The sequence below is a fragment of the Thermocatellispora tengchongensis genome (assembly GCF_014202315.1).
Taxonomy (GTDB): Bacteria; Actinomycetota; Actinomycetes; order Streptosporangiales; family Streptosporangiaceae; genus Thermocatellispora; species Thermocatellispora tengchongensis.
Genome location: NZ_JACHGN010000026.1, coordinates 106,839 through 128,772, shown reverse-complemented (window position 1 = coordinate 128,772; position 21,934 = coordinate 106,839). Strand labels below are relative to the sequence as shown.

Sequence of the window (21,934 nt, the reverse complement as noted above, 5' to 3'; positions counted from 1 at the left end):
TCGGCACTCTCCATGCGTTCATTTGAACATGAGGCATGTGCGATTCGCAATGCGGCCCCGCGTTGCGCACACTCGGAGGCATGCGCGCCAGCCGCCTGCTCTCGCTCCTGCTGCTGTTGCAGACCAGGGGCATGATGACCGCGCCCGAGATCGCGCGGGAGCTGGAGGTCTCGGTTCGCACCGTGTACCGCGACGTCGAGGCGCTGTCGGCGGCGGGCGTCCCGGTGTACGCCGACCGCGGCCCCGCCGGCGGCTACCGGCTGCTCGACGGCTACCGCACCCGGCTGAACGGGCTGAGCGCCGAGGAGGCCGCCTCGCTGTTCCTGGCCGGCCTCCCCGGGCCGGCCGCGGACCTGGGGCTGGGGGAGGAGGCCGCGGCGGCGGGGCTGAAGCTGCTGGCCGCGCTGCCGCCCGAGCCCCGCTCGCACGCCGCGCGGATGCGCGAGCGGTTCCATCTGGACGTGCCGGGCTGGTACCGGCAGGCCGACGAGGTGCCGCATCTCGGCGTGGTCGCCGACGCGGTGTGGGACGAGCGGCCGCTGCGCATGGTCTACAGGCGGTGGGGACCGCGCGAGGTGGAGCGGATCGTGCACCCGTACGGGGTGGTGCTCAAGGGCGGCTCGTGGTACCTGGTCGCGGGCGCCGACGGGGGCGGGCCGCGTACGTACCGGGTCGCGCGGATCGTGTCGGTCGAGCCGCTGCCCGGCCGGTTCGAGCGGCCGGAGGGCTTCGACCTGGCCGCCTACTGGCAGGAGTGGTCGGCCGACTTCCGGCGGCGCATGTACACCGCCGAGGCCCGGCTGCGCCTCGCCCCCGGCGCCGAGCCGATGCTGGGCCTCAGCGCGGGCCAGGACGTCGCCGAAGCGGCGCTGGCGGCGGCCGGGCCGCCCGATGCCGACGGCTGGCGCGAGATCGTGCTGCCGGTCGAGTCGCTGCGGCACGGGCGCTGGGTGCTGCTGCGCATGGGCGCGGACGTGGAGGTCCTCGGCCCGCCCGAGCTGCGCAAGCTGATGGAGGAGGCCATCGCCGACCTGGCCGCCCTGTACGGCGTGCGCCCGGACTGACCGGCCCCCCGGTACGCCGCGACGGGCGGCCGGTCGCCCGCTGCGGTCTGCGCGGGCGGCCGCCCAGCGGAAAAGGGGAAAATGGGATTGCGGCCGTGGCGGGCGGGCGACAGCATGGGCGGCATGGATGGTGTCCAGTTCGCCGCGTTCATCGGCGCCTGCGTCGTCGTGGCGATGATCCCGGGGGTGAGCACGGCCGTCATCCTCCGGCAGACGATCCGCTCCGGCCGGGGCGCGGGGTTCGCGGCGGTCCTGGGCAACGAGACCGGCGTGCTGCTGTGGGCGCTGGCCGCGGCGTTCGGGCTGAGCGCGCTGGTGGTCGCCTCACAGGTCGCCTACGACGTGATGCGGATCGCGGGCGCCGTGATCCTGGTGGTGATGGGCGCGCAGTCGCTGTGGGGCGCCAGGCGTCGCCGCGGCGCCCCCGAGGCCGCGGAGCCGGCCGATCCCGAGGCGGTCGCGCCCGGCGGTGCGCCCCGCGGCTGGTGGCGCTCCTACCTGCTCGGGCTGAGCACCTGCGCCGCCAACCCCAAGGCCGCGGTGTTCGCGGTGTCGTTCCTGCCGCAGTTCGTCCCGTCCGGCCAGACCGGCGGGGCCGGCGTGCCGCTCATGCTGACGCTGCTCGCGGTGATCTGGGCGGTGGTGGACACGCTCTGGTACGGCGGGGTCATCTGGCTGATCGCGCGGGCGAAGGCGGTGCTGGCCCGGCCCGCGGTGCGCAGGTGGCTGGAGCGGGTCTCCGGAACGGTGCTGATCGGCCTGGGCGTGCGGATGGCGCTGGACTCCCGGTGAGCGGGCTCCCCACCTCCTGATCTACTTTGTAAAGGCGCCGGGCCGGACTACCCTGAGCGGGTGCCAGAGCCCTACCTCACCGTCAGCGCGCCCGCGGAGCACGAGATCGAGATCAAGCGGTCCCGCTTCCTGTGCGCCGTGGCCGGCGTGTCCGGCGAGGACGAGGCGCGGGCGTTCGTCGAGGAGCGCAGGCGGCTGCACCCGGGCGCCCGGCACACCTGCTCGGCGTACGTGCTGGGCGGCGACCGGCGGGTGCAGCGCGGCGACGACGACGGCGAGCCGGGCGGCACCGCGGGCACGCCGATGCTGGAGACGGTGCTGCGCCGGGGGTTCAGCGACACCGTGGCCGTGGTGACCCGCTACTTCGGCGGCGTGCTGCTGGGCGCGGGCGGGCTGGCGCGCGCGTACGGCCGGGCGGTGGGCGAGACGCTGGAGGACGCCCCGGCGATCCGGATGGTCCCGGCGCGGGTGATGGAGGTGCGCGTCGGGCACGGTCAGGCGGGCCGGCTGGAGAGCGACCTGCGCGCCTCGGCGTACCCGGTGCGCGAGGTGCGCTACGGCCCGGCCCTGGTCGCCGTGGAGGCGGCGGTGGGCGAGGGCGACCTGGACCGGTTCCGCGACTGGATCGCGACGGTGACCGCGGGCCGCGCCGAGGTGGAGCAGGGCCCGGTCGTGTACGTCCCGGCCTGACGCGTTCGAGACGCGCGGACCGGCGACGCCCGCCGGCCCCGGCTCCTCAGGCCCCGGGGCGGGCGGGCGTACGCCTGCGGCCGGGTCAAGGGTGCGCGTTCCGGTCGATGCCGAGCGTGGCGACGAGGTCTTCGTGGAGCTGGAACCAGACGCGATGGCAGGAGTCGATGTCGGTTCGGTCCACCCAGGCGCCTTCCCCGGCTCGGGCGCGCGCCAGGGCCGCGGAGAATCGGGTGTCGTAGCCGCGAAACCGGGTCAGGACGCTCCCGAGCCGCTCGGCCAGCGGCGTGAGCGCGCGGGAGATGCCGTCGAGCTCGTGGAGGACCCGGGCGTCCCAGGCGGGATCGGAGTGGTCGTTGACGGCGAGCCGGTCGCCGGCGGTGGGCCGGAGCTGCCAGTCGGTGCAGGCGCGCAGCAGGAGGGCGTTCAGGGGGAGGAACTCGCGGTAGACGTCGCGGACCTCGTCGGCGCCGCCGACGCGTGCGAGCTCGGCCGCGAGCCGGCGCTCGTTCTCGGCGCGGCCCGGTTCGGTCAGCGACCAGCCCGCGGTGCCGGCGAAGTCGGTGTGCCCGGCCCAGCCGCGTGCCTCGGCGTCGCGCAGCAGCTCTTCGGTCCGGGCCGCGTCGAGCCCGTACCGCTGCGCGACCACCGGGGTGTCCGCGAACCCGAGGATGCGCACCGCGTGCAGGACCAGCAGGCCGGGCGGAGAGTCGCGGGTCACGAGCCGGCGTCCTGGCGCGCCGTCAGGCGGGTGTAGTGCTGCTGGCACGCCTGGGGGGAGTTGAATCCCATCGCGTTCGCGATCTGCGCCCAGGTCAGCCCGGCGCTGCGGGCGGTGAACAGCAGGGCGGATTCGAGTCCTTCGACCTCGGCGCGGGCGGCGGGCAGGAGGGTGAGCGCGCTCAGGATGTCCTCTGAGTCCAGGTCGGCGTTGCGCCAGACGGCGAACTGGACGAGATCGACCGCCGCCGGCGGAGCCGGGGAGGGGCGCCACGGACGGGCGTCGAGCGCGTCGGCGCCCCGGCGCAGCAGGCGTTCGCGCGCGTCGCGCTCGCGGTCGGCCTGAGCGTTGTCCGCGCGCCCGGTGTGAGTGATGTCCTCCTTGCGTGACATGCCATTAATGATCCACAATCAAGAAATTGTTGTCAATGTTCTGTTGAAAGGCGGAGTGGATGATCGTACCCCTCAGGTCGGCTGCCGCCGATACGTGCGGGGGCAAGGCCGGTGCGCTCGGCGCGCTGCTTCGCGCGGGACTGCCGGTTCCCGACGGCTTCGTCGTGTCGTTCGCCGCTTACCACGCCGCCGTCCGCGACCTGGACCTCGAACGGCTCGCCGGCGAGCCGGACCCTCTCGACGCCGTGCGGCGGGCGGTCGCGGCCCGCCCGGTCCAGGCCACCCTGCGCGACGCGCTCGTACGCGCGCTCGGCGCGCTCGGCGATCCGCCGGTCGCGGTGCGATCATCCGCCGCGCATGAGGACACCGGCCAGGCGTCGGCGGCCGGTCAGCACGACAGCTTCCTCGCCGTGCGCGGAGCCGGCGGGGTGGCCGACGCCGTACGCGCCTGCTGGGCCTCGCTGTTCACTTCGCGCGCCATCGACTACCAGGGCGCCTCCGGCGGCCCGGCCTTCGACGGCCTCGCCATGGCCGTCCTCGTGCAACGCCATCTGGACGCCGAGGTGTCCGGGGTCATGTTCACCCCCGCGGACCCGCACGACGCGACCCGCATCGAGGCGTCCTGGGGCCTCGGCCCCAGCATCGTCGGCGGCACGGTCACCCCCGACGCCTACCGCGTCGCCGAGGACGGGTCGGTCACCCGGACGGTCGCGTACAAGCGGACCCGCCTCGACCGGCGCGGCGGGCGGCTCGTCGTGTCCGACGTGCCCGAACGCGACCGCGACCGGCCGGCGATCGACGACGCGACCGCCGGACTGCTGGCCGAGCTGGGCAAGGAGATCGCCGCCGTACGCGGTGGACCGCAGGACGTCGAGTGGGCCGTCGCCGATGGACGTACCTGGATCCTGCAAGCGCGGCCGGTCACCGCCGCACCCCCGGCGTGGCCCGCGCCTGCCGGCCACCCCTCGGCCGCCGCGCCCACGCTGACCGGAACACCCGGGAGCCACGGGGTCGTGACCGGCCCCGCGAGGATCGTCCGCGGTCCCGGCGACTTCGGGCGCGTGCACCCGGGCGACATCCTCGTCTGCCCCTTCACCGACCCCGCCTGGACGCCGCTGCTGCGCATCGCGGCCGGCGTCGTCACCGAAACCGGAGGCGTGCTCTCCCACGCCGCGATCGTCGCCCGCGAGCACGGCATCCCCGCGGTCCTCGGCATCCCGAACGCGACGAGCAGACTCCGCGACGGCGGCGCCATCACCGTCAACGGCACCACCGGCGCCGTCACGGCGGCCGATGCGTGACCGATCCCCCGCCTCTCCGGCCGGGGGGCCGCGCGCGGCCTCCTCGCGCCCCGCCGCACCGGACAGACCCCCCACACCCACGTCACTCACGAATCGAAAGGAGACGGGAAGCGGGCCCGCTCGGGCGCCGCGTCCCAACCGCTCATGCCCACGCGACACCTCTACCTGGCACGCCACGGCGCGGCCGACGCGTTCGGAAACCTCACCGACATCGGCCGCCGGCAGGCGCGACTGCTGGGCGAACGGCTCGCCGGCCTGCCGGTCGAAGCCGTGTGGCACTCCCCGCTGCCGCGCGCCGCGGCCAGCGCGCACGAAATGGCCCGGCACCTGGGAAACGCGCCCGTCTCCGAGGCCGCCGAACTCATCGACCATGTGCCCTACGTTCCCCGACCGGCCGAGACACCCCCATCCTGGGCCGGCTTCTTCGACGGCTACGACGACGCCGAGGCGGCCTCGGGCCATAAGCTCGCCGAGACCCTGGTCGCCCGGTTCGCGAAGTTCCCCGGCACGACGGCGGCGGGAACCGGGCGCGACACCCACGAGGTGCTGGTGACGCACGCGTACCCGATCGCGTGGCTGGTGCGGCACGCCCTGGACGCGCCGCCGGCGCGGTGGCTCGGCCTGGAAAGCGCCAACGCCGCGCTGACGGTCATCGACTACCGCCCCGGCCTGCCGCCGACGCTCGTGATGTTCAACGACATGAGCCACCTCCCGCCCGACCTGCGCTGGACCGGGTTCCCCGGCGGCATGAGGCCATGAGGCGGCTCCACAGGACCCGTACGCGACCGCCGGCCGGGCTCGGACTCTCACCGAAGGCGGTGTTCACCGGCTGGGCGGCCGCGCAGCCGCCGCGGATGGCGCAGGGCGCACGGCCGTGACCGCGCGGGCGGTCATGACCGTGGGCCCTGCGCCCACCTCATGGATCTATCGGCATGGATCGATCAGCGTTGGGCCTCCTCGGGAACCGGGGCGGGCAGGTCCCAGCCGCGCAGGACGAAGGCGGTGCGTTCGGCGATGATGCGCTGGCCCTCGGCGTTGGGATGGAAGAAGTCCCACTTGCTGACGTGGTCCAGGGTGAAGGGGTAGGAAAAGACCGCGTTGCGGTCGAATCTGCAGGCCGGGCCGTAGGCCGCGCACTCCTGGGCCAGTGCCGCGTTGTAGTCCACCACGCGGGCGCGCACCCGGTCGCGGCGGGCCCTGTCGGCCTTGGCGGTGGAGGTCGGCTTCCACAGCATGGACTGGCACAACTGCCCCACCGACCAGAAGGTGCGGGCCAGGGTGCTGTCCTTGCCCACCGACCACAGCCGCTTGATGTCGGGGATGCTGGCGACGAACACCCGTACCGGCGGAGACGCCTCGCGCAGCACGTCCAGCGCCGCGCCGATGTTGCGCCGGTACGTCGCCACCGGTGTCATGTTCTTCTCGTCCCTGACGCAGGCGTCCTGCGCGCCGATCAGGATGGTGACGTACTCCACCCCCTTGCGCACCGCCTGCCGCGCCTGCCCGGCCAGGTCGGCGCTGGTGGCGCCGGGCACGGCGAAGTTCAGGTTGCGCCCCGATTCCCGGGAGCCGCCGCGCAGGCGCAGGTAGTGGCTGTTCACGGTGGAGTTGTCCCCCGCCGACCAGGAACGCGAGGTGCACGAGACGTACCACCCGCAGGCGTTGAACCCGGCGCTGATCGAGTCGCCGAGCGCGGCCATCACACCCGGTGACCAGGTCGCGGCCGAGGCATGCCCGGGAAAGACCAGGCAGGCCGATGAGACGATGGCGGCACCCGTCACAAGGGTGACCGTCCTGCGCACCATGGCACCTCCGCTGAGAGATCACTATCTGGCTCGGGTGTATCACCGCGAAGCCGGGTCGTGACCCCAGGTGACCAACTGCCTTGGTTACCTTGACAGCGAATTGGACCTGTGCTGGCACGGACGGGGCGGGCCGGCGCTCACCCCACGGTTCACATGGGCAACATGTGAGTGAGCGACCCACCGTCGAACACGTTCAGTTTCCGCCTAGCATGTCTAAAGTGAGTGTCGCGCTGGGATTGACCCGCCCTTTGATGGTTCGCACCGTCCCCGTCGCCGATCCGGGAGATCTGCTGGCACGCCTGCCCGAGCGGGCGCCGTACGCCTGGGTCCGGCACGGCGAGGGCCTGGTGGGGTGGGGCGAGGCGGCCAGGACGACCGTGCCGCCGGGGCCGGGCCGCTTCGCCTGGGCCCGCGAGTGGCTGGCCCAGGTGCTCGGCGAGGCCCACACCGACGACTCCGTGCACCGGCCGGGCTCGGGCCCGGTCGCCTTCGGCAGCTTCACCTTCGACCCCGACTCTCCCGGCTCGGTGCTCGTGGTGCCCAAGGCCGTCCTCGCCCGCCGCGACGGCCGCGCCTGGCTCACCACCGTCGGCGACGCCCCCATGGAGGTCGTGACCCCGCTGCGCGACCCCGGCGCCATCCTGTACGGCGACGGCAGCCTCACCGCCCCCGAGTGGCAGCACGCCGTGGCCCGCGCCGTGGACCGGATCAACGACGGCGAGCTGGAGAAGGTGGTGCTGGCCCGCGACCTCAACGCGCTGGCCGAGCACCGGATCGACGTACGCCTGCTGCTCACCCGCCTGGTGCGCCGCTACCCCGAGTGCTACACCTTCTCCTGCGCCGGCCTGGTCGGCGCCACGCCCGAGCTGCTGGTCCGCCACACCGGCGAGGCGATCGAGTCGCTGATCCTGGCCGGCACCATCGCCCGGGGCGGCTCGCCCGAGGACGACGCCCGGCGCGGCGCCGCCCTGCTCGCCTCCGAGAAGGACCGCCACGAGCACCACTGCGCGGTGGAGTCGGTGCGCGACGCGCTCGCCCCGCTGTGCAAGGACCTGACCATCCCCGACTCCCCGGAGCTGCTGAAGCTGTCCAACGTGCAGCACCTGGCCAGCCCGGTCAGCGGCCGGCTGTCCGACGGCGCCTCGGTGCTGGACGTCGTGGCCGCGCTGCACCCCACCGCCGCCGTCGGCGGCACCCCCACCGGCAGCGCCGTCTCGCTGATCCGCGAGCTGGAGGGCATGGACCGCGCCGGCTACTCCGGCCCGGTCGGCTGGATCGACGCCCACGGCGACGGCGAGTGGGGCATCGCGCTGCGCTGCGGCCAGATCGAGGGCTCGCGCGCCCGGCTGTTCGCGGGTTGCGGCATCATGGGCAACTCCCGCCCCGCCGCCGAGCTGGCCGAGGCACAGGCCAAGCTACGCGTCATGCAGTACGCCCTGGAGGGCTGACCCCAGCGTCCGTCAGCCCTCAACCCGCCGCACGGCCCGCGCGCGTCAGCCCACGCGGCGCGTGGGCCGCGTCCGCCAGCCTTCGCGGCGCGCGGGCCGCGCGTTCGTCAGTCCTCGCGGCGCGTGGGCCGCACGCGTCAGCCTTCGCGGCGCGTGGGCCGCGTCCGTCAGCCTTCGCCGCGTGGGCCGCGCGTCAGTCCTCGCGGCCGGCGCGCGGGGCGCGTTCGTCAGCCCTCAGCACGGGCCGCGCGCGTCAGCCTTGCCGGCGCGCGGGCCGCGCGCGTCAGCCTTCCCGGCGCGCGGGCCGCGTGGTGCGGAGGGGTGCTGCGGGAGGCGTGGTGCGGAGGGGTGCTGCGGGAGGCGTGGTGCGGGCCGCCTGGTGCGGGAGGCGTGGTGCGGGAGGCGTGGTGCGGAGGGGTGGTGCGGGAGGGGTGGTGCCGCCGCCCGCCTGCTGTCGTCACACGCGGTGCCTGCCCCGCTCGCGCCGCCGCCCGGTCAGCCGGGCCACCACGAACCAGGCCACGGCCAGCACGCACACGCCGAGCACGACCTTGGACAGGACGCCGACATACTGCTCCACCAGCGTCCAGTTCTCCCCGAGCAGGTAGCCCGCCAGCACGAACGCGGTGTTCCAGATCAGGCTGCCGAGCGCGGTGTAGAGCAGGAAGGTGGGCAGCGGCATCCGCTCCACACCCGCCGGGACCGAGATGAGACTGCGGAAGATCGGAATCATGCGGCCGAAGAACACCGTCTTCACCCCGTGCCGGGCGAACCACGCCTCGGCCTTCTCGATGTCCTCGGTCTTGACCAGCGGCAGCTTGGCCGCGAGGGCCATGGTCCGCCGCCGGCCCAGCAGCGCGCCCACGCCGTACAGGGCGAGCGCCCCCACCACGGAGCCGACCGTGGTCGCCAGCACCGCGCCCCAGAGGCTGATGTCGCCCCGGCTCGCCGCGAACCCGGCCAGCGGAAGGATCACCTCACTCGGCAGCGGCGGGAACAGGTTCTCCAGCGCGATCGCGATCCCGGCGCCGACTTCGCCGAGCCCTTCCATCAACCCGACCGCCCACCCGGCGATCCCTCCGATCTCCGCTGTACTCATCGTCATGGGGATCAAGGTTACAAACACCTGCGTATGGGGGACATGAAGTTGGCCTTCCTGGTCGGGGACGCGCGCCGCAAGCCGGGGGTGCGGAAAACCTCAGGGAAGCGAAGCATAGCGGCTACCCTCATCATGCGCGGTTACGCACCGGGACGTCCCGCACGATCATCCAGGTCAGTGCCGCGCCCAGTAGGGCCGCCCCCAGGGCGGCCACCGCGGGAATCTGCGGCAGCGCCAGGCCCAGCCGCTCCCCGATGAGCGGCAGCGCGTCACCCGTGGCGGCCTCGCCCAGCGCGACGATCACCACGCCGAGCGGGATGACCAGCAGCCCGCCGCCCTCCCAGCGGTAGAACGCGGCACCCACCAGCGCCCCGGCCGCGATCCAGGCGAGGTACTGCAGCGAGTACTCCGCCAGGACCAGGTGGACCTGGAGGGGGTCGGTGAACAGGTGACGGCGGTCCAGGTTCTGCGGCACGTCCGCCAGCGCGTACGCCCCCCGCTCCACCAGGTACGCCAGCGCGGCCAGCACCGCCAGGAACGGCGCGAACAGCGCGATCGTGATCCCCCCGTGCAGGCCGAACAGCCGCCGGGTACGCCCGTGCGCCAGATACAGCGGCATCCACTCGCGCACCAGCGCGATGCCGAAGAACAGCGCGTAGAACCGCACGAACTGGGACGCCGGCTCCCACACGCTGCGCCCCAGCGTGCCGAACAGCCCGATCCCCACCGCGACGATCGCGACCACCGCCACGAAACCCGCCCACAACATCGCCGTGATCAGCGCGTTGGCGGCCAGCAGCCTGGTCGGGAAACCTCTCACGACGATCCTCCGGTCAGGTGGATGAACAGATCCTGCATGTTGATCGGGCCCAGTTCGAGCCCGGCCTCGACGGCCTTCCGGCGCCGCGCCGCGTCCAGCTCCCCGTACACCATCGCCGACTTCGTCGGCCCGAGCTGGCGCTCGCCGAGCACCCGCAGCCCGGCGGTGAACGTGTCCACGTGCGCGGCCTGCCCCGTCACCGACACCCCGCGCGACAGCAGCGCCTCGCTCTCCTCGTGCACCAGCACCTTGCCCTCGTGGATGATCACCACCTCCTCGAACAGGCCGCTGACCTCCTCGATCAGGTGGGTGGACAGGATGATCGTGCGCGGGTGGGCGATGTAGTCGGCCAGCAGCGCGTCGTAGAACGCCTGCCGCGACGGGGCGTCCATGCCCAGGTACGACTCGTCGAACATGGTCAGCGGCGCCCGCGAGGCCAGCCCCACCACCACGCCCATCGCCGAGCGCTGCCCCTTGGACATCTCCTTGACGTTCTTCTTGCGCGGCAGCTTGAACAGCTCCATCAGCGACTCGGCGTATTCGGAGTCCCAGCTCGGCCGCAGCCACTCGGCGAAGTACAGCGCGTCCTCGGCGGTGCCGATCGTCACCGCCTCGCCGGTGTCGCGGATCAGCGCGATGTCCCGGACCGCCTCCCCGTTCTCGAACACCGGCCGGCCGCCCACGCTCACCCGGCCCGCCGTCTGCTTGCGGAAGGCCGCCAGCACCGACATCAGGCTGGTCTTGCCCGACCCGTTGCGCCCGAGCAGCCCGTAGATCTTGCCGCCCTCCAGGGAGAACGACATGCCGTCCAGCGCGGTGACATCTCCGTAACGCAGCACCAGGTCCTCGACTTCGACCCTCACGTGTCGCCCCCCAGCTCCTCGATGCGGGTGACGACGTCGCGCAGGGGGATCCCGATCGCCTTGGCCTCGGCGATCATCGGATCGACCATCTCGGCGAAGAAGGTCTCCCGGCGCCGCGCCCGGAGCATGTCCCGGGCGTCCGGGCTCACGAACATGCCGATACCTCGTTTCTTGTACAGCACTCCCTCGTCCACCAGGTGCTGGAACGCCTTCGCCGCGGTCGCGGGGTTGATCCGGTAGAAGGCGGCGTACTGGTTGGTGGACATGACCTGCTCGTCGGCCTTCAGCGCCTCGCTCAGGATCTCCGCCTTGATGCGGTCGGCGATCTGCCGGTAGATCGGGCTGCGGTCATCGAACATGGCACCCCGCTTCACTGGTTCATTACTTCACTAATGAACCGTAGGACATGACGAGGCTCCGGTCAACCGCGACGCTGGCGCGCCCGCGCCGCCCGTGCCACACTGACTGTTATAGAACTCTCAGCAGAGTTATAGAACGATCGGAGCATGGCGTGCGAGACGTGTTGCCGGGGCGTGAGCCGGTCCCGCCGGACGGGACGATGGGCGTGCCCCAAGCGAGGGGCCGGTTCGGCGAGTACGGCGGCCGGTACGCGCCGGAGTCCCTGGTGGAGGCGTGCCGCGAGGTGGACGAGGCGTTCCGGGCGGCCTGGGCGGACCCGGGGTTCCGCGGCGCCCTGGCGCGGCTGCTCGCCGTGTACGCCGGGCGGCCGACCCCGCTCACACCGGCCCACCGGCTGTCGGAGGCGCTGGGCGTGCGGCTGTACCTCAAGCGCGAGGATCTCACCCACACCGGATCCCACAAGATCAACAACGTGCTGGGCCAGGCCCTGCTGGCCACCCGGATGGGACGGCGCAGGCTGATCGCCGAGACGGGGGCGGGCCAGCACGGGGTGGCCACCGCGACCGCCGCCGCGCTGCTCGGGCTGGAGGCCACGGTGTTCATGGGCGAGCGCGACATCGAGCGGCAGGCGCTGAACGTCTTCCGGATGCGCATGCTCGGCGCCGAGGTGGTCCCGGTGACCGCGGGCAGCCGTACCCTCAAGGACGCGACCAGCGAGGCCATGCGGCACTGGGTGGGCGCGACCGGCGACTCCCACTACTGCATCGGCTCGGTCGTCGGGCCGGACCCGTACCCGTGGATGGTCAGGGAGTTCCAGCGGGTCATCGGCGACGAGGCCCGCGGGCAGTGCGCCGCCGAGCTGCGGACCGGCGTCCCGGACCACGTGGTCGCGTGCGTCGGCGGCGGCTCCAACGCGGCCGGCACGTTCGCCGGGTTCGCCGACACCCCGGCGCGCCTGGTCGGTGTCGAGGCGGAGGGCGGCGCCGGGGCGGCCCGCGGCCGGCTCGGCGTCATGCACGGCTGCCGCTCGCTGTTCCTCCAGGACGACGACGGGCAGATCATCCAGGCGCACTCCATCGCCGCCGGGCTCGACTACCCGGGAGTCGGCCCGGAGCACGCCCACCTGCGCGACCTGGGCCGGGCCCGCTACGTCACGGTGACCGACGACGAGGCGGTGGGCGCGGCGGTACGGCTGGCGCGCACCGAGGGCATCGTCCCGGCGCTCGAATCGGCGCACGCCCTCGCCTGGGTGATCCGCGCGGCGGGCGACGGCGACCTGCCCGCGGGATCGACGGTGCTGATGACGTTGTCCGGCCGGGGTGACAAGGACGCCTCAACCCTGAAGGAGCTGCTGTGACGAACCCCACCCTGGCCGCGGGCGCGGTCGAGCGCCACCTGCGTGCCCGCCGGGACACCGGCCGCGGCCTGCTCATGCCGTACGTCACCGGGGGGATCACGCCCGGCTGGACGGACTACCTGCGGGCGTTCGCCGCCGCCGGGGCGGACGCGATCGAGGTCGGCCTGCCCTTCTCCGATCCCACGCTGGACGGCGTCACCATCCAGCGGGCCGGTGACACGGCACTGGCCAGGGGGGCGAGCACCCGCCGGATCCTCGCCGACCTGTCCGGCGTGCCGGACCTGGGCGTGCCGCTGGTCGCCAGCACGTACTACAACCTGGTGCTGCACGACGGCCCCGAGGCGTTCTGCGCCGCGCTGCGCCGGGCCGGCGTCGGCGGCCTGATCGTGCCCGACCTGCCGGTGCACGAGGCGGACGAGCTGACCGGCGCGGCCGCCGCCGCCGGGATCGAGCTGGTCCTGCTGGCGTCGCCGGCGACGCCGCGGCCGCGGCTGGCGGAGATCTCGCGCCGCAGCCGCGGATTCGTCTACGCGGTGTCGCTGATGGGCACCACCGGCGAGCGGGCCGCCCTCGCCGCTTCGGCGGCGGAGCTCACCGAGCGGATCAGGCACGTCACCGACCGGCCGGTGTTGCTAGGATTTGGCATTTCCACCCCGGACCAGGCGCGCGAAGCCCGCCGGCACGCCGACGGCGTGGTGGTCGGCGCCGCGGTCATGCGGCGGGTGCTCGACGGGGCCGGGCCGGACGACCTGCGGGCGTTCCTCGCGACCCTGCGGCAAGCCCTCGACCAGGAGTGTGACTGACCACGATGACCCCCGACGCCGGACACGAGGCAAGATACCGCGCCATCGCCGCCGACCTCGCCGCGAAGATCCGGTCGGGACACTACGCCCCCGGTCAGGCCCTGCCCTCGCAACGGGAGCTGAGCGCCACCTACGGGGTGACCCTCATGACGTTGCGCCAGGCGTTGCGGGAGCTCAGCGACGAGAGGCTGATCGTGCAGCGGCCCGGCAGGGGCACGTTCGTCGCCCCGCCCCACCTGGCGTACCAGCTCGACTCGCTCCGCAGCCTGGTCGATGATCTGCGTAAACAGGGCCACGACGTGCGCACGTCGGTGGCCGGGCGGGCGGTGCGCCGGGCCCCCGCCCGGATCGCCGCGGAGCTGCGGCTGCGTCCCGGCGACACCGCCCTGCGACTGGAGCGGGTCCGCGAGTTCGCGGGACGTCCCGCCGTGCACCAGGTGTCCTGGGTCCGCCGGCCGGTGGCCGACCAGATCCGCGACCGCGACTTCACCGCCGTCTCCCTCTACACGGCCCTCGCCGACGCGGGAGTGACGGTCGCCCGGGCGTCCGAGGTGGTCCGGCCCGGCCTGCTCGGCCCCGCCGCCGCCCGCCACCTCCACGAGCCGCAGGGCAGCCCGGTGCTCGTCAGCACCCGGATCACCTACACCCTCGACGCCACACCCGTGGTGTCCGACCATGCCACCATCCTCGGCAGCATGATGGAGATCCGTACCGAACGCGCCGCCAACGGCCTTTCGCTCACCTGGGGCGCCACCCGCTGAGAACCACAGGCGCGGAATGAAAACCGCGTTTCTGGACTTGAGGCGTAATGATGTAAGCATCGTTGTCGTCCTCATGTCGAGGAGGCGGTTGCCTTGGACGACTACTCCCGGATCGTCTCGTCGGTGGCGCGGGAACTTCAGCCGAAGGTGGCCGGTGTGCGGGCGGGACAGGGGAGCGGGTCGGCGGTGGTGTTCACCGCCGACGGGTTCCTGCTCACCAACGCGCACGTCGTCGGGCGGGCCAGGTCGGGGACGGTGGCGTTCTCCGACGGGTCGCAGGGCGACTTCACGGTGGTGGGCACGGACCCGCTGTCGGACCTGGCCGTGCTGCGGGCGGAGGGGCCGACCCCCGAGCCGGCCGTGCTGGGCGACAGCGACGGGCTGGTGGTCGGCCAGCTCGTGGTGGCGGTCGGCAACCCGCTCGGCCTGGCCGGCTCGGTCACGGCGGGCGTGGTGTCGGGGCTGGGCCGGTCGCTGCCGGCGCGCAGCGGCTCGGCCGTGCGGCTGATCGAGGACGTGATCCAGACCGACGCCGCGCTCAACCCCGGCAACTCCGGCGGCGCGCTGGCCGACGCCGAGGCCAGGGTGGTCGGGATCAACACGGCGGTGGCCGGGGTGGGGCTCGGCCTGGCGGTGCCGATGAACGCGACCACCCGGTCCATCATCGCCACGCTGATGCGCGACGGGCGGGTGCGGCGGGCGTACCTGGGGCTGGTGACCTCGCCGGCGCCGCTGCCGGAGAACCTGCGCCGGCGCACCGGCCAGGCCACGGCGCTGCGGGTGATGGAGGTGGTGCCGGGCTCACCCGCGGCGCGGGCCGGGCTGCGTCAGGGCGATCTGGTGCTGAGCGCCGGGCGTAGCCCGGTCGGCGACGCGCAGAGCCTGCAGCGGCTGATGTTCGCCGAGGCGATCGGACGCCCGCTGCCGATCACGGTCTACCGCAACGGCGCGCTGGTGGACGTGATCGCCGAGCCGGTGGAGCTCGGGCCGGTCTCGCAGTTCTGAGCTCGCAGTACCGGGCTCTACTGCGCCGGCTCAGCTCTCGGGCGCGGCGGGGGCGGATCTGCGCTCGACCAGGCGGGCGAGGAGGTCGTCCCACTGCTTGCCGACGATCTCCGGCGTGTACAGGGCGGCCGTCTGCAGCGCGGCGCGGCCGAGGGAGCGGCGCAGCTCCTCGTCCTCGATCACGCGGCACAGGGCCTCGGCCATGCCCTCGGCGTTCTTGCGCCGCACCAGGAGGCCGTCGTGCCCGTCGGTGATCAGCTCCTTGGGACCGTCGGGGCAGTTGAAGCTGACCACGGCCATGCCCTTGCTCATCGCCTCCAGGATCGTCATGGAGAAGCCCTCGCGGCGCGAGCTGAGGGCGTAGACGGAGGCTTTGGCGAGCTCGGGGCCGATGTCGGACCTCGGGCCCATCAGGAAGGCGTGGTCGCACAGGCCGAGGTCGTGGATCTGCTTGGCCAGGTTCTCCTCCTGTACGCCGGCGCCGTAGATGCGCAGCGTCCAGCCGGGGTGCCGGGCGGCGACGGACCGCCAGGCGTCGATGAGCTTGTGGAAGCCCTTGACCCGGGTCAGGCGGCCGGCCGCGACGACGGTCGTGGCGGCCGGGTCGCTGGGCGGGCCGCCCAGCTCGGTGAGCGCGTTGGGGATGCGGGTGAGCACCCCGGGCCGGCGCCGCAGCGTGGCGCGGTAGTTCCTCAGGTCGGCCTTGGTCAGCGTGACGACCGCGTCGAGGCGGCGGTAGCGGCGCTTGATGAGCGTCTGGATCGGCTCGGCGTGCGAGGTGAGCCCGACGTGCTCCTGCCCGATGGTGATCACGCCGGGGGCGGCGAAGCGGGCGGTGATCAGGTTGAGGCCGGGCCGGGTGGAGATCAGCACGCCGTCCCTGGTGCGCCACAGGAAGCGGAGCAGGGCCAGGTCGGTGTAGAGGGTGAAGCGGTGGTAGGCGGCCTCCTCCTTCGGGATGAGCCTGCTGGGACGGCGCGAGAGGGCCCACCGCAGCGGGCCGCGCCGGGCGAGCCGGTCGTCCAGGTAGGAGATCCGCACGCCGGGCGGGACCGGGAAGAACGGCTCGGCCGCCTCGCGCAGCACGCTGACGATCTCGACGTCGCGCTCGCGGGCCAGGTATCCGGCCAGGTTCAGCACCGTCCTGATGGTGCCGCCCATGCCGTTGGCGTGCAGGAGCAGGATGCGCACCTTGGCGGCGGACGGCGGTGGGGCGTGCTCCGCCCTGCGCCTGTTGATCGCTTCGAGGAGCCGTACCGCCCGTCGTGCGATGACCCTGCGCACCGTGTGTTACCCCCTATTCGTCTCCGCGTCGGGACCTTCCTCTGCCGTCTGATCGCGACGCAAAACCAGAACCGGTGGTGAGAGGCCACTCACCACCGGTCGTACGGGACGTGCTGAACGCGACAGATTTTGAAATTTCCCCGTAATCTGCCCGTTGATCGTTAGACGCTCAGGAGTACGGAAACCGTTGCATCCGGGCGCGAGAACATCGGCCAGTGCCCGGTCGGCAACGCTGCGAAGTCCCACTCGGACCCGGCCATCTCGGCGAAGAAGGGGTGCCCGGCCTCGATCATGGCGTGCACCTGCTCCAGCGGGAACGAGCACGCGACCAGGGTCTTGGGCACCTTGCCGAACCCTCCCGTACGCCGCAGCGGCTGGGCCATCGTGCCCAGCGGCTGGCCCACCGCCCGCGAGGCCATCAGCTCGCGCTCGGCCGGACCCAGGCCCTCCAGGCTCGCCCCCGCCTTCTCGTGCTCCTCCCAGGAGGGGAACGGCACCAGACCCCCGCCGTGCTCCGCCGCCCGCGCCTCCATCGCCGCCCGGTGCTCGGGCGGGCCGAAGTCGAGCTGCGACATGCCGTCGGGCTGCGGGCCGCTGTCGAGGAAGACCACGCGCGCGATCCGCTCGGGCACCCGGTCGGCCGCCCCGGTGACCGCGCCGGCGGCGCCGCTGTGCGCGACCAGGATCACCTCGCGCAGGTCCTCGTAGCGGATCAGGTTGACGATGTCGGCGATGTGCGTCTCCAGGTCGGTCTGCGGGGTGGCGAGGTGCGCGCGCTCGCCGAGCCCGGTCAGGCTCAGCGGGTACACCCGGTGGCCCGCCTCGCGCAGCGGCTCGGTCACCTTCTCCCACGCCCACGCGCCGAGCCAGAAACCGGGAACCAGTACGTATGTGCTCATGACGCCACCGTAGGCTTGAATTCGGACAGAACCCGCCCGGATTTTCGAGGTGATCTGTGTCACATCCGGTGAGTCGCGTGCTGGCGCTGCTGGAGCTGCTCCAGGCCCGCCCCGGCCTGACCGGCCGTGAGCTGGCCGCCCGGCTGGACGTGGACGAGCGCACCCTGCGCCGGTACGCCGCGCGCCTGGCCGAGCTGGGCGTGCCGGTCGAGGCCGGCCGGGGCCGCTACGGCGGCTACCGGCTGCTGCCCGGCTACAAGCTGCCGCCGCTGATGCTGACCGACGACGAGGCCACCGCGGTGGTGCTGGGGCTGCTGGCGGGGCGGCGCACCGGGCTGGCGGTGGGGGAGGCCGCCACCGAGAGCGCCCTGGCCAAGATCGGCCGGGTGCTGCCCGCGGCGCTGCGCGAGCGGGTGGCGGCGGTGTCGCAGGCGGTGGAGATGACCTCCCGCGCGGCCGGGGACGCCCCGGCGCCCCAGGCCCGTACGCTGCTCGCGCTCGCCGAGGCGGCCACCCGGCGGCGCCGGGTGCGCCTGGGCTACCGGTCCTTCCGCGGCGAGCGCAGCGAGCGGGAGCTGGACCCGTACGGGATGGTGTTCCACGCCGGGCGCTGGTACGTCACCGGCCGCGACCACCGGCGCGGCGAGGTGCGCACCTTCCGGGTGGACCGGGTGGAGTCGGTGGAGCCCGGCGAGGAGGAGTTCGCCGAGCCGGAGGAGTTCGACCCGGTGCGCCAGGTGGTCTCCGGCCTGGCGGCGGTGCCGTACGCGCACCGGGTGGAGGTGGTCCTGCACGCGGAGCTGGAGGAGGTGCGGCGGCGGGTGCCGCCCTCGGTGGCCGCGCTCGACCCCGTCCCCGGCGGCGTGCTGATGAGCACGCGGGCCGAGCATCTGGCCGGGATGGCGCAGATGCTCGCGGGCCTGGGCTGGCCGTTCACGATCCGCGAGCCCGACGCGCTGCGCGAGGAGGTGCGGGCCCTGGCCGGGCGCCTGCTGCGCTCGGCCGGGGACGGGCTCACCCCGCCGGAGTCCGGGGAGGCAGGACCGGAGCGGTGAGCCGGGGCCGGTCGGCCGGGTTGGGCGTGTGCGGCGGATGCTGCGCCAGGCGCTCCAGGGCGATGTCGATCGCGGTGTCGAGCTGGGTGTCGTGCCCGCGGGCGTAGTCCTGCGGGGTGATGTCCACCTCGATGTCGGGGTCGGTGCCGTAGTTCTCCACCCGCCAGCCCACGTCGTCGAAGGCGAAGGAGAACTCCGGCTGGGTGGTCACGGTGCCGTCGGCCAGGCGGTGCCGCGGCCAGATGCCGATGACGCCGCCCCAGGTGCGCTTGCCCACCAGCGGGCCCAGGCCGAGCAGCTTGAAGGTGTGGCTGAAGATGTCGCCGTCGGAGCCGGCCCACTCGTTGGTGATCGCCACCAGGGGGCCGCGCGGCGACTCGGCCGGGTAGGGCTCCGGGACGCCCCAGCGGGGGAAGTCGTAGCCGATGCGGCGCCGGGCCAGCTTCTGCAGCAGCAGGCCCGAGACGTTGCCGCCGCCGTTGAAGCGCACGTCCACGATCAGCCCCTCGCGGTCGTACTCGGCCAGGAAACCGCGGTGGAACTCGGCGTACCCGTCGGGGCCCATGTCCGGGATGTGCAGGTAGCCGATCCGTCCGCCGGTGCGCTCGTGCGTGCGCGCCCGGTTGGCCGCCACCCAGTCGCGGTAGCGGCCGGGCTGCTCGTCCGACAGCGCCTTCACCGTCACCGTGCGGGTGGTCTCGCCGCGGCGCACGGTGAGCTGCACCTCCTGGTCGGCCTGGTTGACCAGCCGCTCGCCCGGGGTGGCACGCGGCCCGATCGGCTGGCCGTTGATCGCCAGCACCGCGTCACCGGGCCGCAGCCCGGCGCCGAGCCGGTTCAGCGACGAGGTGGCCTCCGGGTCCCACGGGTCGCCGTCCACGATCCGCGCGATGCGGTAGACGCCGTCCTCGTAGGCCCAGTCGACGCCCAGCTTGCCCTGCCAGTAGTGCGGGCGCGGCCGGTACTCGCCGCCGCTCTCGTACGCGTGCGAGGTGCCCAGCTCGCCCAGCAGCTCCCACAGCAGGTCGGAGAACTCGCCCCGGGTGCTGATCCGGTCCACCAGCGGCAGGTAGCGCCGGTACACGCCGTCCCAGTCGATGCCGGCCATGTCCTCGGTCCAGAAGTGCTCGCGCTGCAACCGCCACGCCTCGCGGAACATCTGCCGCCACTCGGCGTCCGGGCACACCGACACCTTCACCCGTGACAGGTCGATCCACCCGTCGGCCCGGGTGGTCCCGTCGCCGTCGGGCGCCTCGTCCCCGGCCTTGATCACCCGCAGCCGGCCGCCCGAGCGGTAGAGCAGGGTGGCCCCGTCGCGGCCGAGCCGGAAGTCCTGCACCTCGCGCGCCAGCACCTCGGCGCTCAGCTTCTCGAAGTCGTAGGCGTGCAGCGTGCCCGTGTCGGACTGCTCGCCGTCCTCGCGGCTGCCGACCACCGGGTAGGAGGTGAACAGCGCCTTGCCCTTGATCGCGGCGATGCGGTGGTAGCGCCGCTCGGGCACCGGGAACGCGACGATCCGGCGCTCCAGGCCGTCGGTGTCGATGCGCAGGGTCTCGTCGTCCTTTTCCGCGGCCTCCTCGCCCTTTTCCTCTTTTTCTTCCTTGTCCTCTTCCTTGTCGTCCTTCTTGGCGAGCGGCTTGGGCTCGGGCACGAACGGGTCGCCGACGTCGGCGCGCAGCGCGATGGCGTACGGGCGGCTGCCGAGCGGGAAGCCCAGGTCGAACTGGAGGGAGTCGTGCACGGGGTTGAACACCCGCTGGCCGATGAAGTACAGGTAGCGGCCGTCGGGGTCGAAGGCCGGGCTGGAGTCGCGCAGGACCGGCCGGGTCGCCCGGAACGTCTCGCCCTTCGCGGTGTCGTACAGCTTGATCGCGCTGGTGTTGGCGCTGTCGGGGCAGGTGTAGGCGAGCCAGCGGCCGTCGGGCGACCAGGCGGGCTCCTCCACCCGGCCGTACCTGCCCGACTCGGCCACGGTGGCGGTGGCCTCCTCGCCGGTCAGGTCCACGAGCAGCAGCTCGTTGCGGTGGTTGGTGAGCGCGATCTTGTCGGCGGCGGGGGAGACCTCCAGCTCGATCGCGCGCCCGGTGTCGAGGTGGTCCAGGCGGCGCGGCTCGGCGGTGCCGTCGGCGGTCAGCACGACCAGCACCTCGCGGTCGCCGTCGTCGCTGGCGGCGGCCACCAGCCGGGCCCCGTCGTTGAGCCAGGTGAGCAGCCGGTAGCGTACGCCGTCGGGCTCGCCGTGCTGGCGCACCGGGCCCTCCCAGTTGGCGAAGGAGTACGCCTTGCCGCGCGTGGTGATCGCCAGGCCGCTGCCGTCGGGATTGAGCGTGGCGCTGTCGAGATAGCGGGAGGCGGGCACGAAGCGGCGGTTGCGCTGGGTGTGCGAGCTGCGCAGCCGTACGTCGAGGCGGCGGGCCTCACCCTCGTCCGGGTCGAGCACGTACAACTCGCCGCCGGCGTGGTAGACGAGCCGGGTGCCGTCACCGGACAGGTTGCGCGCGTAGTAGTCGGCGTGATCGGTGTGCCGGCGCAGCCCGGAGCCGTCGGCGGCGCAGGAGTAGACGTTGCCGACACCCTCGTGGTCGGACAGGAAGTAGATCCGATCCCCCGCCCAGCAGGGCGAGGCCAGGTTGCCCGGCAGCGCGATGAGCCGCTGGAACTCGCCGTTCCCGTTCCGGTCGATCCACAGGTCGCCCACGGTGCCGCCCCGGTACCGCTTCCACCGCGCGGGGTCGGCGGTGTTGCGTCCCAGCACGACGGCCCCGCCGGGGCCGTGCGAGATCGTGTTGGCCGGCCCGTACGGCAGCCGCTCCGGCGGCCCCTCGGCCCCCGGCGTGACGCGGTGCAGCCGGCGGTGCCCGTCGAAGGGCTGCCCGGCGTCGCTGGCGTAGACGATCGTGTCGTCGCCGTGCCAGGCCGTCACCGTGGACCGGGCGCCGTGGAAGGTCACCCGCTGCGCCGCCCCGCCGTCGGCGGGCATGACGTAGACCTCCTCCGGCCCCTCCTCCCGCCCCGCGAAGGCGATCCGGTCGCCCTTGGGGGAGAACCGCGGATACCCGGCCTCCGCGACCCCCGCGGTCAGCCGGAACGCCCACCCTCCGGCCGCGGGCACCATCCAGAGGTCGTCCTCGGCAGCGAAGACCACCACATCACGAAAAATCGTTGGAAACCGGAGGTAAGCCGGCATCGTCCCTCCCCGCACGCATGATCACACCAATCCTCGCACTGTGTCCGGCCGCGCCGCGCACGGGGACACGACCCGCCTGCCCGAACCGCCTCCGGCCCCTCCCTCCTTCGGCCCCTCGCGGCCTGGCCCCGCTCGCCGGGGCCCCACCACTCACAGACGTCCCGGCGCTCACGGGATGACGCCGCCGGGGGAGGGTGGCGTTAGTATCGGGTGCCGATATCGGTTTCG

21 protein-coding genes are annotated in these 21,934 nt (G+C 73.4%); 11 read left to right on the top strand and 10 right to left on the bottom strand.

Translation table 11 applies throughout. From position 1 onward, the window contains the following. Positions 1–80 precede the first annotated feature (80 nt). The 3 genes from HNP84_RS42875 to HNP84_RS42865 all read left to right on the top strand — a co-directional run bounded on the left by HNP84_RS42875 (position 81) and on the right by HNP84_RS42865 (position 2,546). A complete protein-coding gene (locus HNP84_RS42875) occupies positions 81–1,064 on the top strand; it encodes a helix-turn-helix transcriptional regulator (RefSeq protein ID WP_185055827.1) in 984 nt (327 codons plus the stop codon). A gap of 123 nt (positions 1,065–1,187) precedes the next feature. Beyond that, a complete protein-coding gene (locus HNP84_RS42870; protein WP_185055826.1) occupies positions 1,188–1,856 on the top strand; it encodes a LysE family translocator in 669 nt (222 codons plus the stop codon). Between the two features lie 60 nt (positions 1,857–1,916). Further along, on the top strand, positions 1,917–2,546 hold the full coding sequence (locus HNP84_RS42865; protein WP_185055825.1) for an IMPACT family protein: 630 nt from the start codon (positions 1,917–1,919) through the stop codon (positions 2,544–2,546). Between the two features lie 85 nt (positions 2,547–2,631). On the opposite strand, the gene HNP84_RS42860 is transcribed toward HNP84_RS42865, so the two are convergent. Beyond that, complete coding sequence (locus tag HNP84_RS42860; protein ID WP_185055824.1) at positions 2,632–3,267, bottom strand: transcriptional regulator; 636 nt, start codon at positions 3,265–3,267, stop codon at positions 2,632–2,634. Continuing rightward, a complete protein-coding gene (locus tag HNP84_RS42855) occupies positions 3,264–3,659 on the bottom strand; it encodes a DNA-binding protein (protein WP_185055823.1) in 396 nt (131 codons plus the stop codon). Before HNP84_RS42855 ends, HNP84_RS42860 begins: the two co-directional genes overlap by 4 nt. 59 nt (positions 3,660–3,718) lie before the next feature. On the opposite strand from HNP84_RS42855, the gene HNP84_RS42850 reads away from it, so the two are divergent. Both HNP84_RS42850 and HNP84_RS42845 read left to right on the top strand, forming a co-directional pair. Beyond that, positions 3,719–4,960: a PEP/pyruvate-binding domain-containing protein gene (locus tag HNP84_RS42850; protein WP_185055822.1), complete on the top strand. Its 1,242-nt coding sequence runs from the start codon at positions 3,719–3,721 to the stop codon at positions 4,958–4,960. A gap of 144 nt (positions 4,961–5,104) precedes the next feature. After that, positions 5,105–5,719 (top strand): histidine phosphatase family protein, encoded by a 615-nt coding sequence (locus HNP84_RS42845; RefSeq protein WP_185055821.1) that lies wholly within the window; start codon positions 5,105–5,107, stop codon positions 5,717–5,719. Between the two features lie 182 nt (positions 5,720–5,901). Here HNP84_RS42845 and HNP84_RS42840 read toward each other — a convergent pair whose 3' ends face one another. Then, a complete protein-coding gene (locus HNP84_RS42840) occupies positions 5,902–6,765 on the bottom strand; it encodes an SGNH/GDSL hydrolase family protein (RefSeq protein WP_185055820.1) in 864 nt (287 codons plus the stop codon). 251 nt (positions 6,766–7,016) lie between these two features. Between HNP84_RS42840 and HNP84_RS42835 the strand changes: the two genes are divergently transcribed. After that, entirely contained in the window at positions 7,017–8,213 is a 1,197-nt protein-coding gene (locus HNP84_RS42835) for an isochorismate synthase (RefSeq protein WP_246519357.1), read from the top strand. Positions 8,214–8,670: 457 nt separating this feature from the next. Here HNP84_RS42835 and HNP84_RS42830 read toward each other — a convergent pair whose 3' ends face one another. The 4 genes from HNP84_RS42830 to HNP84_RS42815 form a co-directional block, all read right to left on the bottom strand. Continuing rightward, positions 8,671–9,312: a DedA family protein gene (locus tag HNP84_RS42830; RefSeq protein WP_221337469.1), complete on the bottom strand. Its 642-nt coding sequence runs from the start codon at positions 9,310–9,312 to the stop codon at positions 8,671–8,673. Between the two features lie 130 nt (positions 9,313–9,442). Then, a complete protein-coding gene (locus HNP84_RS42825; RefSeq protein WP_185055817.1) occupies positions 9,443–10,132 on the bottom strand; it encodes a hypothetical protein in 690 nt (229 codons plus the stop codon). Continuing rightward, positions 10,129–10,995: an ATP-binding cassette domain-containing protein gene (locus HNP84_RS42820; RefSeq protein ID WP_312926959.1), complete on the bottom strand. Its 867-nt coding sequence runs from the start codon at positions 10,993–10,995 to the stop codon at positions 10,129–10,131. The genes HNP84_RS42825 and HNP84_RS42820 overlap by 4 nt, the downstream gene beginning before the upstream one ends. Next, on the bottom strand, positions 10,992–11,354 hold the full coding sequence (locus HNP84_RS42815; RefSeq protein WP_185055816.1) for a GntR family transcriptional regulator: 363 nt from the start codon (positions 11,352–11,354) through the stop codon (positions 10,992–10,994). Before HNP84_RS42815 ends, HNP84_RS42820 begins: the two co-directional genes overlap by 4 nt. 200 nt (positions 11,355–11,554) lie before the next feature. On the opposite strand from HNP84_RS42815, the gene trpB reads away from it, so the two are divergent. The 4 genes from trpB to HNP84_RS55615 all read left to right on the top strand — a co-directional run bounded on the left by trpB (position 11,555) and on the right by HNP84_RS55615 (position 15,281). Beyond that, on the top strand, positions 11,555–12,712 hold the full coding sequence (gene trpB / locus HNP84_RS42810; protein WP_185055869.1) for a tryptophan synthase subunit beta: 1,158 nt from the start codon (positions 11,555–11,557) through the stop codon (positions 12,710–12,712). Beyond that, a complete protein-coding gene (gene trpA / locus HNP84_RS42805; protein WP_185055815.1) occupies positions 12,709–13,515 on the top strand; it encodes a tryptophan synthase subunit alpha in 807 nt (268 codons plus the stop codon). The genes trpB and trpA overlap by 4 nt, the downstream gene beginning before the upstream one ends. A 5-nt stretch (positions 13,516–13,520) precedes the next feature. Beyond that, positions 13,521–14,276, top strand: coding sequence for a GntR family transcriptional regulator (locus HNP84_RS42800; protein ID WP_185055814.1), 756 nt, complete (start codon positions 13,521–13,523; stop codon positions 14,274–14,276). A 93-nt stretch (positions 14,277–14,369) separates the two neighbouring features. Further along, a complete protein-coding gene (locus tag HNP84_RS55615) occupies positions 14,370–15,281 on the top strand; it encodes a S1C family serine protease (RefSeq protein ID WP_185055813.1) in 912 nt (303 codons plus the stop codon). A 30-nt stretch (positions 15,282–15,311) separates the two neighbouring features. Here the strand turns inward: HNP84_RS55615 and HNP84_RS42790 are convergent, their stop codons facing one another. Then, a complete protein-coding gene (locus HNP84_RS42790) occupies positions 15,312–16,565 on the bottom strand; it encodes a glycosyltransferase family 4 protein (RefSeq protein WP_185055812.1) in 1,254 nt (417 codons plus the stop codon). Between the two features lie 161 nt (positions 16,566–16,726). After that, the gene (locus HNP84_RS42785) at positions 16,727–17,464 is read right to left on the bottom strand and encodes an alpha/beta fold hydrolase (protein WP_185055811.1); all 738 of its coding nucleotides are present in this window, start codon (positions 17,462–17,464) and stop codon (positions 16,727–16,729) included. 77 nt (positions 17,465–17,541) lie between these two features. On the opposite strand from HNP84_RS42785, the gene HNP84_RS42780 reads away from it, so the two are divergent. Beyond that, a complete protein-coding gene (locus HNP84_RS42780) occupies positions 17,542–18,519 on the top strand; it encodes a helix-turn-helix transcriptional regulator (protein ID WP_312926955.1) in 978 nt (325 codons plus the stop codon). Here HNP84_RS42780 and HNP84_RS42775 read toward each other — a convergent pair. Beyond that, entirely contained in the window at positions 18,479–21,667 is a 3,189-nt protein-coding gene (locus HNP84_RS42775) for a S41 family peptidase (protein ID WP_312926953.1), read from the bottom strand. The two genes, HNP84_RS42780 and HNP84_RS42775, sit on opposite strands and share 41 nt — an antisense overlap. Positions 21,668–21,934: the final 267 nt, after the last annotated feature.

What these genes read in the sequence shown, in the direction of transcription:
- HNP84_RS42785 (WP_185055811.1), bottom strand. Translation starts at nt 17,464, where the DNA reads ATGAGCACATACGTACTGGTTCCCGGTTTCTGGCTCGGCGCGTGGGCG.
- HNP84_RS42845 (WP_185055821.1), top strand. Translation starts at nt 5,105, where the DNA reads ATGCCCACGCGACACCTCTACCTGGCACGCCACGGCGCGGCCGACGCG.
- HNP84_RS42800 (WP_185055814.1), top strand. Translation starts at nt 13,521, where the DNA reads ATGACCCCCGACGCCGGACACGAGGCAAGATACCGCGCCATCGCCGCC.
- HNP84_RS42850 (WP_185055822.1), top strand. Translation starts at nt 3,719, where the DNA reads ATGATCGTACCCCTCAGGTCGGCTGCCGCCGATACGTGCGGGGGCAAG.
- HNP84_RS42875 (WP_185055827.1), top strand. Translation starts at nt 81, where the DNA reads ATGCGCGCCAGCCGCCTGCTCTCGCTCCTGCTGCTGTTGCAGACCAGG.
- HNP84_RS42815 (WP_185055816.1), bottom strand. Translation starts at nt 11,354, where the DNA reads ATGTTCGATGACCGCAGCCCGATCTACCGGCAGATCGCCGACCGCATC.
- HNP84_RS42840 (WP_185055820.1), bottom strand. Translation starts at nt 6,765, where the DNA reads ATGGTGCGCAGGACGGTCACCCTTGTGACGGGTGCCGCCATCGTCTCA.
- HNP84_RS42855 (WP_185055823.1), bottom strand. Translation starts at nt 3,659, where the DNA reads ATGTCACGCAAGGAGGACATCACTCACACCGGGCGCGCGGACAACGCT.
- HNP84_RS42835 (WP_246519357.1), top strand. Translation starts at nt 7,017, where the DNA reads ATGGTTCGCACCGTCCCCGTCGCCGATCCGGGAGATCTGCTGGCACGC.
- trpB (WP_185055869.1), top strand. Translation starts at nt 11,555, where the DNA reads ATGGGCGTGCCCCAAGCGAGGGGCCGGTTCGGCGAGTACGGCGGCCGG.
- HNP84_RS42830 (WP_221337469.1), bottom strand. Translation starts at nt 9,312, where the DNA reads ATGAGTACAGCGGAGATCGGAGGGATCGCCGGGTGGGCGGTCGGGTTG.
- HNP84_RS42870 (WP_185055826.1), top strand. Translation starts at nt 1,188, where the DNA reads ATGGATGGTGTCCAGTTCGCCGCGTTCATCGGCGCCTGCGTCGTCGTG.